Annotated in this window: 8 protein-coding genes; 5 read left to right on the forward strand and 3 right to left on the reverse strand. The window is 74.5% G+C overall.

Features of this window, described 5'->3' with window-relative positions; genetic code table 11:
• Nucleotides 1-132 precede the first annotated feature (132 nt).
• Nucleotides 133-4,635 carry an FHA domain-containing protein gene (locus ACWCP2_RS07400; protein WP_450907629.1) on the reverse strand — a complete coding sequence of 1,501 codons (4,503 nt, stop codon included), beginning with the start codon at nt 4,633-4,635 and terminating at the stop codon, nt 133-135.
• A 411-nt stretch (nt 4,636-5,046) separates the two neighbouring features.
• Here ACWCP2_RS07400 and ACWCP2_RS07405 point away from each other — a divergent pair, with 411 nt between their 5' ends.
• Together ACWCP2_RS07405 and ACWCP2_RS07410 are read left to right on the forward strand one after the other, a co-directional pair.
• Complete coding sequence (locus ACWCP2_RS07405) at nt 5,047-6,837, forward strand: protein kinase domain-containing protein (RefSeq protein ID WP_450907630.1); 1,791 nt, start codon at nt 5,047-5,049, stop codon at nt 6,835-6,837.
• Between the two features lie 196 nt (nt 6,838-7,033).
• Entirely contained in the window at nt 7,034-8,281 is a 1,248-nt protein-coding gene (locus ACWCP2_RS07410) for a serine/threonine-protein kinase (RefSeq protein ID WP_450907631.1), read from the forward strand.
• Nucleotides 8,282-8,532: 251 nt separating this feature from the next.
• Here the strand turns inward: ACWCP2_RS07410 and ACWCP2_RS07415 are convergent, their stop codons facing one another.
• Nucleotides 8,533-9,594 (reverse strand): isopenicillin N synthase family dioxygenase, encoded by a 1,062-nt coding sequence (locus ACWCP2_RS07415; protein ID WP_450907632.1) that lies wholly within the window; start codon nt 9,592-9,594, stop codon nt 8,533-8,535.
• A gap of 312 nt (nt 9,595-9,906) precedes the next feature.
• Here ACWCP2_RS07415 and prfB point away from each other — a divergent pair, with 312 nt between their 5' ends.
• Nucleotides 9,907-11,016, forward strand: coding sequence for a peptide chain release factor 2 (gene prfB / locus ACWCP2_RS07420; RefSeq protein WP_450907633.1), 1,110 nt, complete (start codon nt 9,907-9,909; stop codon nt 11,014-11,016).
• 142 nt (nt 11,017-11,158) lie between these two features.
• Here prfB and ACWCP2_RS07425 read toward each other — a convergent pair whose 3' ends face one another.
• A complete protein-coding gene (locus ACWCP2_RS07425) occupies nt 11,159-11,353 on the reverse strand; it encodes a hypothetical protein (protein WP_450907634.1) in 195 nt (64 codons plus the stop codon).
• 224 nt (nt 11,354-11,577) lie between these two features.
• Here ACWCP2_RS07425 and ftsE point away from each other — a divergent pair, with 224 nt between their 5' ends.
• Together ftsE and ftsX are read left to right on the forward strand one after the other, a co-directional pair.
• On the forward strand, nt 11,578-12,267 hold the full coding sequence (ftsE, locus tag ACWCP2_RS07430; protein ID WP_243337359.1) for a cell division ATP-binding protein FtsE: 690 nt from the start codon (nt 11,578-11,580) through the stop codon (nt 12,265-12,267).
• Between the two features lie 17 nt (nt 12,268-12,284).
• Nucleotides 12,285-13,208 carry a permease-like cell division protein FtsX gene (gene ftsX / locus ACWCP2_RS07435; RefSeq protein WP_450907635.1) on the forward strand — a complete coding sequence of 308 codons (924 nt, stop codon included), beginning with the start codon at nt 12,285-12,287 and terminating at the stop codon, nt 13,206-13,208.
• The last annotated feature ends 12 nt before the right edge of the window (nt 13,209-13,220 follow it).

Below are 13,220 nucleotides of genomic sequence, written 5' to 3' on the forward strand. Positions count from 1 at the left end.
GGTGTGTCCCGTGCCACAAGGTCTACGCCGCCCCGCGCACCCCCGCAATACCGCCTCGCGGTGTACGGGGGTGCGCCGAGCGCCGCTCAAGTGCCGGTCAGGGGCCGCCCGGGCGCCGTTTCGCGGGCCCGTTCAGGGGGCCGGCGGGAACAGCACCGGTACCGCCGACACCAGGTGCGAGGCCCGGTCCAGGGCGCTGGCCAGCAGGGCCAGGTCGGTCGGGCCGTTGCCCAGCTCGCGGACCGGGCGCCGGGCCGGCGGATCGCCCATCCGCTCCCACTCCACCGGCACCACGGTCGGCCGCAGCGTCGCCGTCCGGGGGATCCGGCCGGTGACCCGGCCGCCCTGGAAGGGGACCGTCCGCCCGTCGGCGTACCGGAGCACGCCCCGGCCGGGACCCGGCTGGTCGGGGGCGTCGAGCTCCACGCGCAGGGTCGTGAGCCGGGCCAGCTCGGTGTCGGCCGTCCGGTCCGGGCGGGCGCTGGTGGCCACCAGGTGCACCCCGAGGCGGGCGCCCTCGCGGGCCACCGCCTCCAGGGCGCGGACCACCGAACCGGCGGCGGGCCGGCCCGTGCTGCCCAGGCCCGGTGCGACCAGCGCGTCGAAGTCGTCCACGAGCACGACCAGGCGCGGCAGCGGGCTGGGCCCGGCCGCCGGATCCGTACGGGTGGCCGAGGTGCGCAGCCGCAGGGTGCCCGAACGCTGGGGTTCGAGATCGCCGCGCAGCTCGCCCGGGGTGGGCGGGCGGGGGGAGACCATCCGGTCGGAGACCTCGCGCGCGGCGTGCCACTCGGAGAACGGCACCCCGTCCAGGAACTCGGCCCGCCGCTTCAGCTCGGCGCCCAGCGCCTGCGCGAACTCCCGCATCCGCAGCGGGTCCGAGGCGACCAGGTGCGCCGAGACGTGCGGCAGCTCCGTGCAGGGCAGCAGGCCGTCGCCGCGCTCGCCGCCGGCCCCGTCGAGCAGGACCAGGCCGAGCCGGTCGGGCCGGGCGGCGGCCGACAGGGAGGCCGCCACGGAACGCAGCAGTTCCGTACGGCCGCTGCCGGCGGGCCCCTCGATCAGCACGTGCGGCCCGTCGGTGACCAGTTCGGCGCCCACCGGCCCGCGCCGGCCGCTGCCGAGGACCAGCTCCGCGAGCCCGCCGACGCGCTGCCCCTGATCGGTGGCGGCGGCCCAACGGGCCATCAGTGAGGCCGGGGTGGCCCGGGCCAGCCCCAACTCGTCGAGCAGCCGCGAGGTCTGGGGCAGATGCGCGGCGGCCGGCCGGTAACCGCCCTCCGGTCCGGGGGAGTCGGCCTTGAGCGGGGCCAGGGCGCGGGCGAACCGCTCCGCCCAGGCCGCCGAGACGGCGTCCGCGGTGGCCGTCGTACCGGAGGCGGCCGGTGTGCCGCCGGAGACCGCGAAGGTCCGTACCGTCGTGGCCACGTCACCGCTGAGCAGGGCGGCCGTGGCACAGTCCCGGAAGGCGGGGGAGGCCGCGCAGGCCGCCTCGTAGGTCTCGGTGACCGGCGAGGCGGGCGTCGCCGCCGGAGCCTCGGCCAGGGCCAGCACGTGGATCCCGGCGGCCGGCCCGTGCGAGGCCAGCCGGCTGGTGACGTCCCGGAGCGGCCCGGGACCGGGGTCCCCGTCGAGGACCAGGAGGGTGTACGGGCCCCGGTAGGCGTACGAGGCCTCGCGCACCGCGTCCGCCCCCGCGGCGGCCCAGTGGGTGCCGAGGGGCCCGTCGTCGAGCCGCCGGGTCAGCTCCCCGGCGCGGGCGGCCGCCTGATCGCGGTCGTACGCGAGCAGCAGCCGGCAGTCCTGCCCGTGCGCGGGGCGTACGTGGGGCAGCCAGCCGAGCCAGCCCCAGTCGCGGCGGCGTTCGGCGAGCGGGCGGGCCCGGTCGGTGGCGACCAGCACGATCTCCAGCCGCTGGCCGGGGGCGTGCAGTGCCGCGAGCCGCGCGATGACGGAGCGGGCCACACCGGTCAGCCGGGCCCGGGGCCCCGCGATGCCGAGCGCGCCGGTTTCGCGGAGCGGGACCTCGCTGCCCGCGCCGAGCGTGACCTCCAGCCCGGGGGGCCCGGCCCACAGCCGCGGGGCCGGCCCGAGGGCGGTGAGCAGCAGGCTCGCGGGATCGTCGGAGCCGGGCCGCGCGATGACGGCGGCGGCGGCCTCGGCGACGACCTCCACCTCGGCGGCATCGGCCCCGCGCACCCACTTGCGCGCCCAGGCCCCGATACCGCGCCGCCCCGCACGCCGGGGCTCGGCCTCCCGGCCGCCCGCCCCGGGCTCCTCCCAGCCCCCCGCACCGTGATGCTCGACCCCGGTCCGCTGCGCGGCCCCGGGCCCGTCGTACCGGGCGGCTCCGGCCGGGTGGGCCGCCGCGGGGAATCCCGCCGCCCCACCGTGCCCTGCTCCGGCGGGGCGGGCCGCCCCGGAGTAGGGGTCCGCCGCTCCGCCGCCCTGCCCTGCTCCGGCGTAGGGGTCGGCGGCTCCGGGGCGCGGGCCGGGCTGCCCGGGCTGCTGCCCGGGGGCTGCGCCGGGGTGGGCCGGCCCGGCGTACTGGCCGGGGGCGCCGGCGGGGTGCGCCGGTCCGGCGTACTGGCCGGCGTCGGGCCGGCCGGGGTGCACCGGTTCGGTGTACTGGCCGGGGGTGCTGCCGGGGTGTGCCGGTCCGGCGTGCCGGTCGGGCTGTGCGGTTCCGGTGTGTCGGTCGGGGGTGCCGGCGGCCTGTGCCGATGCCGCGTACCGGTCGGGGTGTGCCGGGCCGGTGTGCTGGCCGGGGGTGCCGCTGGGCTGTGCCGGTCCCGGGTACTGGCCGGGGGTGCTGCCGGGGTGTGCGGTTCCGGCGCGTCGGTCGGGCGTGCCGGCGGCCTGTGCCGATTCCGCGTACCGGCCGGGGTGTGCCGGTCCGGTGTGCTGGCCGGGGGTGCTGCCGGGGTGTGCCGGTCCGGTGTGCTGGCCGGGGGTGCTGCCGGGGTGTGCCGGTCCCGGGTACTGGCCGGGGACTCCGCCGCCCTGTGCCGGTCCGGCGTCGGGGCGGTCGGGGAGCGAGTGGTGTCCGGCGCCCCCGGCACCGGAGGCGGGCCTGGCGATGCGGCCCGCGCGGTGCGGGTCGGCTTCGCCGTCCCGGCCGGCCTCGCCGTACGGCCAGGGGTCCGCGGGAACGGGGCCCGACGGGCCCCGGCCGCCCGCGGAGTGGGGCTCGGCGCCCCGGGCGGCCGGGACCGTTCCGGTGCTGCCGTCCCAGTGCGCCGCGGGCGCACCCGGGTTCGCGTACCCGGGGCCACCGGCCGCGGAGCCGGACCGGACGGGGTCGGGGGCGGAGCCCCCGTTTCGGGAAGGGGCGGGGTGGGGGATATGCCCCTGCGCCCCCCGGCCCCCCGCGTCGGGGCGCGCCCCTGCGGCCCAGGCTCCGCCGGAGGTGCCGCCGTCGGCGTGCGACCCGGCCGCGCTGCCCGGCGTAGACCCGGCCCAGGCTCCGCCGGAGCCGCCACGCTCGGGGTGTGACCCCGCCGGGGTGCCCGGCGTAGCGCCGGCCCAGGCTCCGCCTCCGGCGTGCGACCCCGCCGGGGTGCCCGGCGTGGATCCCGCCCGGGCTCCGCCGGAGGTGCCCCCGTCGGGGTGTGACCCGGCCGCGCTGCCCGGCGTAGACCCGGACCAGGCTCCGCCGGAGCCGCCACGGTCGGGGTGTGACCCGGCCGCGCTGCCTGGCGTGGAACCGGCCCAGGCTCCGCCCTCGGCGTGCGACCCCGCCGCGGTGCCGGGCGTAGCGCCCGCCCAGGCTCCGCCTCCGGCGGGCGGCCCCGCCGCCGGGGGCGGCATGGCGCCCGGGGGGACGGGGTCGGGGTGGCCCGGGAGGGAGACGGAGAGGTGGCCCTCCAGGTCCGGGGTGAGGGGCAGGGGGGAGGGCGCCGGGCCCATGGCCAGGCGGAGCGTGGATTCGCCGACCCGCAGCAGCGCCCCCGGCGCCAGCGCCACCCGCTCCGCGCCGACCACCGCGCCGTCCAGCGTCGTACCGTTCGTCGACCCGAGGTCGGCCACCGCGACCCGCCCGTCGGGGAGCACCGTCACGGTGCAGTGCAGGCGCGACACGTCCGGATCGTCCAGCGGGACGTCCGCGTCGGCCGAGCGCCCGATCCGGATCGCCCCCGGGTGCAGCAGGTGCACCCCGCCCGCGTCCGGCCCGGCCACGACGTGCAGCTGCGGCCCGTCGCCGAGGGCGGTCGCGGCCGCGGTCCCGTCCGTGCGGACGTCGGGGCCGGGAACGTTCAGCGACAGCACCGCCCCGTCCACCAGCGGCGGCTCGCCGAGCGCGCACCGCGCGGGGTCCAGGCGCTCCGTACCGGCGTACAGCACGACCGTGCCACCGGTGTCGGGGCCGCCGACGGTCGCCGCGAGCCCGGAGGCCACCGCGGACAGTGCCGTACCGGCGGGCGCGGTGACGAGCACGTCACAGCTCGCCGGGCTCCCTCCTCCGCCGGTGCCCCCGCCGGAGGCGGTCGCGGTGGCGGTCTGGTGGCCGCTGCGCGACCCCGACCCAAGGACGGTCAGCCGGATCTGCATCGCCGTCAGCGGTCCCTTCTGCGCGGTGCGCGGTGCGTGCGCCCGGCAGGGATCCGTGGGACGGATCACCCGTGCCGTTCGCACGCGGTGACCGTCCGTCCGCCCCCACCCGGCACGGACGCGTCGTCCGGTCAGGTCTGCCCGGAAGGCGGGGCTCCCGTCCCGGCCTTTCCGTACGGGTGCATCCTCGCACCTGTCGTCCTCAACACGCCCGCCACCCACCGGCAAGTGATCTTGATCGGTCGCCGACCGGCACCGGACCTGCAAGCGGGCCGATCGGATACGGACAGGATGGCCGGGAAAATCGCCCCCGGCATACGCCGCAAACATCACCCTTCGCGCATATGTGCGGCAACCAACCTCCCTCACCCCGCGTCTTCCCTCGGGACAAGCCCTAGAGTGGGCCGGAAAACCATTTCGCAGATCAGGCCTGGATCACGCGTGGATCACGCGTGGATCGCTCGCCGGAATCGACGACAGCAGGGAGCGCGTGACGTGCGGCCAGTCGGCAGCAAGTACCTGCTCGAGGAGCCGCTCGGGCGCGGCGCCACGGGCACCGTCTGGCGCGCCCGCCAGCGTGAGGCGGCCGGCGCGGAGGCGGCCGTGGCGGGCCACCCCGGCGAGACCGTGGCCATCAAGGTCCTCAAGGAGGAGCTGGCCCAGGACCCGGACATCGTCATGCGCTTCCTGCGCGAGCGCTCCGTCCTGCTGCGCCTGACGCACCCCAACATCGTCCGCACCCGCGACCTCGTCGTCGAGGGCGATCTCCTCGCCCTCGTCATGGACCTGATCGACGGCCCGGACCTGCACCGGTACCTGCGCGAGAACGGTCCCTTCAGCCCGGTCGCCGCGAGCCTGCTCACCGCCCAGATCGCGGACGCGCTCGCCGCCAGCCACGCCGACGGCGTGGTCCACCGCGACCTGAAGCCCGCGAACGTCCTGGTCGACGAGCGCGACGGCCAGATGAAGCCGATGCTCACCGACTTCGGCATCGCGCGCCTGGCGGACTCCCCGGGCCTGACGCGCACGCACGAGTTCGTCGGCACCCCGGCCTACGTCGCCCCCGAGTCCGCCGAGGGCCGCCCGCAGACCTCCGCCGTCGACATCTACGGCGCCGGCATCCTGCTCTACGAGCTCCTCACCGGCCGGCCGCCCTTCGCGGGCGGCACCGCGCTGGAGGTCCTGCACCGCCACCTCAGCGAGGAGCCGCAGCGCCCGCCGAACGTGCCCGAGCCGCTGTGGACGGTCATCGAGCGCTGCATGCGCAAGGAGCCGTACGAGCGCCCGAGCGCGGAGACCCTGGCGCGCGGCCTGCGCGTGGTCGCCTCCGGCATCGGCGTGCACTCCACGCCCGCCCAGGTCGAGGCCGCCCTCGGCGTCGGCGCGCTGCTCGCGCCCGACCCCTCGCCCGCGCCGGTGCCCGAGACCCCGGGCGCCGCGGACGCGACGCAGATGCTGCCCGGCACCGCCGGGGCCTCCCCGGCAGGGGCCTACGACCCCAACGCCATGACCAGCGTGATGCCGCCGGTCGGCGCGGCCGACGCCACGTCCGTGCTCCCGAGCACGGGGGCGCCCGGCGCCGACCCGACCTCGGTGATGCCGCCCGTGCAGCGGCCGGACGCGCCGCACCCGTGGCAGTCGCAGCTGCAGGCGGCCCGCGACCGCAACGAGCAGACGCAGATGCACTACCTGGACCCGAGCGAGGACCCGCTGCGCCGCCGGCCGCAGCGCCAGGCCCCGCCGCCGCAGCAGCAGCAGTACCAGCAGCCGCAGCGGTCCCCGCAGCAGCCTCAGCGGCCGCAGCAGCCTCCGCAGCAGCAGCCGTACCGGCAGGCTCCGCCGCCGCAGCAGTACCAGCAGCCTCAGCAGTACCAGCAGCAGCAGTACGCGCCGCAGCCGCCTCCGCAGCACTACCAGCCGCAGCAGCAGCACCCCCAGCAGTACCAGCAGCCGCAGGGGCAGCCCCAGTACCGCCAGCCCCAGCAGCCTCAGCAGCAGCCCCCGCAGGGTCCGCCGCCGCGTCAGCAGCCGGCGCGGCGGGAGCCCCGCGAGCCGCGCCGCAGTGCGAATCCGGTGAAGATTCCGGGGCTGGGATGCCTCAAGGGCTGCCTGGTGATGATCCTGGTGTTCTTCGTCGCGGGCTGGCTGGTCTGGGAGTTGACCCCGCTCCAGGAGTGGGTCGGCACCGGACGCGGCTGGTGGGACCAGGTGTGGACCTGGGGCTCGGACGCCGTGGACTGGGTCACCGCGATCGGAGACTCCACGAACGGCGGTTCGACGGGCTGATCCCACCGCACCCCTGAGCGTGCCGCGCACCGGCACAATCCACCCGAACCGGGCCTTGTACCGGTGACTTCGTGGATTTGTCGACTTCTGGGACGTGATTTCGCCCGCAGAAGTGAAGGCCGCCGCGATCCGTGGACTCCAACACCCACCTGGCCGCGTAGCTTTGGTGCGTAGGCCAGCCGCTGAGGGAGCAGTTGTGGCACGGAAGATCGGCAGCCGGTACACCGCGCACCAGATCCTGGGACGCGGCAGCGCGGGCACGGTGTGGCTGGGCGAGGGGCCTGACGGCCCCGTCGCCGTCAAACTGCTGCGCGAGGACCTCGCGTCCGACCAGGAACTCGTCGGACGGTTCGTCCAGGAGCGCAGCGCGCTCCTGGGTCTGGAGCACCCGCACGTCGTCTGCGTCCGCGACCTCGTCGTGGACGGCAACGACCTCGCCCTCGTCATGGACCTGGTCCGCGGTACGGACCTGCGCACACGCCTCGACCGCGAGCGGCGGCTCGCCCCCGAGGCGGCCGTCGCCATCGTCGCGGACGTCGCCGACGCGCTGGCCGCGGCGCACGCGGCCGGGGTCGTGCACCGGGACGTGAAGCCGGAGAACGTCCTGCTCGACATGCAGGGCCCGCTCGGCCCGGGCGGCGCGCACCCGGCGCTGCTCACGGACTTCGGCGTGGCCAAGCTCATCGACTCGCCCCGGCGCTCCACCGGCGGCCGGGCCTCCGCCCCGACCACCCGGATCATCGGCACGCCCGACTACCTGGCGCCGGAGATCGTGGAGGGGCTCCCGCCGCGCGCGGCGGTGGACATATACGCGCTGGCCACCGTGCTGTACGAACTCCTCGCCGGCTTCACGCCGTTCGGCGGCGGGCACCCCGGGGCGGTGCTGCGGCGCCACGTGACGGAGACCGTCGTCCCGCTGCCCGGAATCCCCGACGAGCTGTGGCAGCTGATGGTGCAGTGCCTGGCGAAGGCCCCGGCCTCGCGGCTGCGGGCCTCGGAACTCTCCCTGCGGCTGCGGGACCTGCTGCCGCTGCTGGCGGGGATGCCGCCGCTGGACGTGGACGAGCCCGACGAGCCGGAGCAGGCGGAGTTCGCGGAGCCGGAGGCGGTGACCGCCGATCCGGTGCGGCGCCGGGGTGTGGTGCCGCTGGTGCCGGGCTCCTCGACGGACTCCAACCGGGACACCCACACCTCGATGCGGGTGCCGGGGCCGGACGAGCTGGCGGGGGGCGCGCTGGGCACGGCCCGGGTCCCGCGCCCTGCGGGCGGCCACCGGCCGGGCTCCGCCCGGCACCGGGCCGAGACCGTCCGCAAGCGGCGGCTGGCGCTGTCGGCGGCGGCGGTGGCCCTGGCGGCCGCGGTGGGTGTCGGCAGCTGGCTGGCCACCTCCTCCGACTCGGCGCCGCCCCAGGACAACAAGCAGTCGGGCTCCACGGCCCCGTAGCCGGGGGCGCTGCTGCGCCCTGCGGTGCCGGGTCCCTTACCCGCCCGTCCACCGGGTCGGCAACTCCGGCCCCGCCGGCGTGTGAGGCGCGGGTCCGGGCAGAGCCCGGGGAACGGTGGAAGGGCGGGTAGGGGACAGCCCCGCAGGGCTCCCCGGCCACGGCCGGGCGAGGCTGCGGGGCCGCTGGCACCCGGAGCCGGTCCGGGGCTGTGTCCCCGTGCGGCTCCGGCCACGGCCGGGGAGGTGCGCGGCTACGCGCCGGTGACCAGTTCCGGGTGCCAGCGGCGGGCCACCGCCGGGTGCGCCCGGACCCAGCCCTTCAGCTCGTTGCGGCCGTACTCCGCGTGCAGCGGGTTCGACGCGTCGTGCGCTATCCCCGGCGCCGCGCCGAGGTAGTCGCCCGGGACCGTCTCGATGACGGCGTCCAGGCGCGGGTTGTAGAAGAACGGCACCGAGAACCGCTCCACACCCCCCGCCGGGCTCACCACCCGGTGGTCCGTCGCCGTCAGGTACCCCTCCGTGGCGATCTCCAGCAGCTCGCCCAGATTGACCACGAAGGCCCCGGGCAGCGGGGGCACGTCGAGGAAGGCCCCGTCCCTGACCACCTGCAGCCCGCCCACCGAGTCCTGGAGGAGGAGGGTGAGGAAGCCGTAGTCCTTGTGGGCCCCGACCCCCTGGTCGGTGCCGGTCGGCGCGGCCCCCGGGTACCGGATCAGCTTCGTGTGCAGGTGGGGCCGGTCCGCGAAGGCGTCGTCGAAGAAGTCCGCCGGGGCGCCGATCGAGGCGAGCAGTTCCTGGAGCAGCCGGTGGGCCACCGCCGCCAGCCGGGACTGCCACCGCAGTACGACCTCCCGCAGCTCCGGAAGCGCCGCCGGCCACTGGTTCGGGCCCTCCAGCCACAGGTACGCCGGGTCGTCCGGGCCCACGTCCCGCGCCGGCCGCTCCGCGCCCACGTCGAGCTGGTCGCGCCAGTCGGAGGCTCCGCCGGTCAGCTCGTGCCCGATGCGGGTGTACCCGCGGAAGTGCGGGGAGTTGAGATTGCTCACGGCCAGCCGGTCCGCCTCCGGGAGGGCGAAGAACTCCCTGGTCACAGCCAGGATGCGGGCGGTTTCGGCCGCGGTCACCCCGTGCCCGGTGAGGTGCAGGAAACCGCTGTCCCGGGCGGCCGCGTGCAGTTCCTCGCGGAAGGAGTCGCGCAGCGCCGGATCATGGGCCTGGGAGAGGTCCAGGACCGGAAGGGAGGGTGCCTCCGGCGAAGCGGAGGAAGCGGAGGAAGCGGAGAGAGAAGCGGGAGAAGGGTGCGCGGACGGCATGACGGCTCCGTTTCGGATGTCACGGGGTCCTGTCCCCAGGGGTGGCGGGGGTCGCGGCTGGGGAGGGCCGCCGGCAGGGTTGGCGCCGGGGCCGCGAGGCCGCGTACAGGACCAAGTCGGATCGGTGTGGATCAGGCTTGGGGATGGTCCGGCGGCAGACAGCTGGTCGTCGTGACACGCATGTGGTCCACATGGCGGCGCTTGACGAGGAAGACGGTCATATCGTGAGCGTACGCCCGTGCGACCCGCCATTAGTACGGGTGATCCGGCCTGGCCGGAGAGCGGCCCCCGGGGACCGGCTACGCTGGACCCGTGGCAGTCGTCGATGTTTCCGAAGAGCTGAAGTCCCTCTCCTCGACCATGGGGTCGATCGAGGCCGTCCTGGACCTGGACAAGCTGAGGGCAGAAATCGCCGTGCTCGAGGAGCAGGCCGCCGCGCCGTCCCTGTGGGACGACCCGGAGGCCGCCCAGAAGATCACGAGCAAGCTGTCGCACCTCCAGGCGGAGGTCCGCAAGACCGAGAGCCTGCGCGGGCGGATCGACGACCTCGCGGTGCTGTTCGACCTCGCCCAGGAAATGGACGACGCGGACACCCTCGCCGAGGCGGAGACCGAGCTGATCTCCGTGCGCAAGGCCCTGGACGAGATGGAGGTCCGCACCCTGCTCTCCGGCGAGTACGCCGAGCGCGAGGCGCTGGTAAACATCCGTGCCGAGGCCGGCGGCGTGGACGCCTCGGACTTCGCCGAGCGCCTGCAGCGCATGTACCTGCGCTGGGCGGAGCGGCACGGCTACCCGACCGAGATCTACGAGACCTCGTACGCGGAAGAGGCCGGCATCAAGTCGACCACCTTCGTGGTCAAGGCCCCGTACGCCTACGGAACCCTCTCCGTCGAGCAGGGCACCCACCGCCTCGTCCGGATCTCGCCCTTCGACAACCAGGGCCGCCGCCAGACGTCCTTCGCGGGCGTCGAGGTGCTGCCGGTCGTCGAGTCCAGCGACCACGTCGAGATCGACGAGGGCGAGCTGCGCGTGGACGTGTACCGCGCCTCGGGCCCCGGCGGCCAGGGCGTCAACACGACCGACTCCGCGGTGCGCATCACGCACCTGCCGACCGGCATCGTGGTCTCGTGCCAGAACGAGCGCTCGCAGATCCAGAACAAGGCCAGCGCGATGAACGTCCTCCAGGCCAAGCTGCTCGAGCGGCGCCGCCAGGAGGAGAAGGACAAGATGGACGCCCTCAAGGACGGCGGAAGCTCCTGGGGCAACCAGATGCGGTCCTACGTCCTGCACCCGTACCAGATGGTCAAGGACCTGCGGACGGAGTTCGAGGTCGGCAACCCGCAGGCGGTGCTCGACGGCGAGATCGACGGCTTCCTGGAGGCCGGGATCCGCTGGCGCAAGCAGCAGGAGCAGACCGCGTAGGTTCTCCGGACGGACCGACGGACCCAGCGGACCAGCGGACGTACAGACGAACAGACAGCCGGAAGGGCCCGGACACCGTGAGGTGTCCGGGCCCTTGCGTCTTGCGTCTTCTGCGTCTGATCGGGACGTGGCGGCTGAGGAGCTACACCGTCTGCTGAGCCACCAGTGCCAGCGCGGCGACCAGGATCACCAGCAGCGCGATGAGCGCCATCGGGTTGATACCACCGGAGAAGGGGCCCTCCTGCTGGAGGCGCTCCCGGTTCGCCCGGCACACTCGGCAGCGACCCTGGCTGACAGGTCCGGCGCAGTTCGCGCACACGAGCCGGTCATATGTCATGCGCTCCTCCTTTCGTCCCCTCGGTTACAACGGCAGCGGGAGCCGGTCGGTTCCCCTACCACTGTGCCAGCTCCGGCGACATTCGGCGCGGCCCCTCCGCGCAATCGCGGTCGCGCACCTCTCGGACCAGGGGATATATCGGGCAACTCCGGACGCCGGGTCCACACCTCGCGCCGGTTCGCGTATGGTCACGGACACCTACTCCCGGCGACCGTGGTGCACCCGTGATCCGATTCGACAACGTCTCCAAGTCCTACCCGAAGCAGAGCCGCCCCGCACTCAGAGATGTCTCCCTGGACATCGCGAAGGGCGAGTTCGTCTTCCTGGTCGGCTCCTCCGGCTCCGGCAAGTCCACCTTCATGCGGCTCATCCTGCGCGAGGAGCGGGCGAGCCACGGCCAGGTGCACGTCCTGGGCAAGGACCTCGCCAAGCTCTCCAACTGGAAGGTTCCGCAGATGCGGCGCCAGCTGGGGACCGTCTTCCAGGACTTCCGCCTCCTGCCCAACAAGTCGGTGGCCGATAACGTGGCCTTCGCCCAAGAGGTCATCGGCAGACCGCGCGGCGAGATCAAGAAGGCCGTTCCCCAGGTCCTGGAACTCGTCGGCCTCGGCGGCAAGGAAGACCGCATGCCCGGCGAGCTCTCCGGTGGTGAGCAGCAGCGCGTGGCCATCGCCCGCGCCTTCGTCAACCGGCCGGCGCTGCTGATCGCGGACGAGCCCACCGGCAACCTGGACCCCCAGACCTCCGTCGGCATCATGAAGCTGCTGGACCGGATCAACCGGACCGGCACCACCGTGATCATGGCGACCCACGACCAGCAGATCGTCGACCAGATGCGCAAGCGCGTCATCGAACTCGAGCAGGGCCGTCTCGTCCGCGACCAGTCGCGCGGCGTCTACGGCTACCAGCACTGAAAGGCTCCTGAGACGCGATGCGCGCCCAGTTCGTCATGTCGGAGATCGGGGTCGGTCTCCGCCGGAACCTGACCATGACCTTCGCGGTCATCATTTCCGTTTCCCTGTCGCTGGCCCTGTTCGGCGGTTCCCTGCTCATGCGCGACCAGGTGAGCAAGATGAAGGGGTACTGGTACGACAAGGCCAACGTCTCCATCTACCTCTGCAACAAGCACGACGCGGAGGCGGAGGGCGGCTCGGCCTGTGCCAAGGGGGCGGTGACCCCGGAGCAGAAGAAGGCCCTGGAGGCCGAGCTCAAGGGCATGGACCTCGTGAAGGCCGTCACCTACGAATCCGCCGACGAGGCCTTCAAGCACTACCAGGAGCAGTTCGGCAAGACCGCCCTGGCGGCCTCCATCACCCCGGACCAGATGCAGGAGTCCTTCCGGGTGAAGCTGAAGCAGCCCGAGAAGTACAAGGTCCTCACGACCTCCTTCTCCGGCCGTGACGGCGTCCAGTCCGTCGAGGACCAGCGCAGTGTGACGGACAACCTCTTCAAGCTCCTCGGCTACCTCAACCTGGCCGCCCTCGGCATCATGCTGATCATGCTGATCGTGGCGCTGCTGCTGATCGTCAACACGGTGCGCGTCTCGGCCTTCAGCCGACGGCGCGAAACCGGGATCATGCGCCTGGTGGGCGCCTCGAGCTTCTACATCCAGGTGCCGTTCATCATGGAGGCGGCCTTCGCCGGCCTGATCGGCGCGCTGCTCGCCTGCGGCATGCTCGGCGCGGGCCAGTACTTCGTGATCGACCACGGCGCCGCACTGCGCGAGAAGATGGAGCTCATCAACTTCATCGGCTGGGACTCGGTCCTGACCAAGCTGCCGCTGGTCCTGGTCATCGGCGTGCTGATGCCCTCCCTGGCCGCCTTCATCGCGTTGCGCAAGTACCTGAAGGTGTGACGAGCGCCCCGT

It is taken from the genome of Streptomyces sp. NPDC002104 (assembly GCF_053593795.1).

Bases quoted from the DNA above. Each gene is read 5' to 3' on its own strand.
- ACWCP2_RS07415 (WP_450907632.1), bottom strand. From the start codon at position 9,594: ATGCCGTCCGCGCACCCTTCTCCCGCTTCTCTCTCCGCTTCCTCCGCT.
- ACWCP2_RS07425 (WP_450907634.1), bottom strand. From the start codon at position 11,353: ATGACATATGACCGGCTCGTGTGCGCGAACTGCGCCGGACCTGTCAGC.
- ftsX (WP_450907635.1), top strand. From the start codon at position 12,285: ATGCGCGCCCAGTTCGTCATGTCGGAGATCGGGGTCGGTCTCCGCCGG.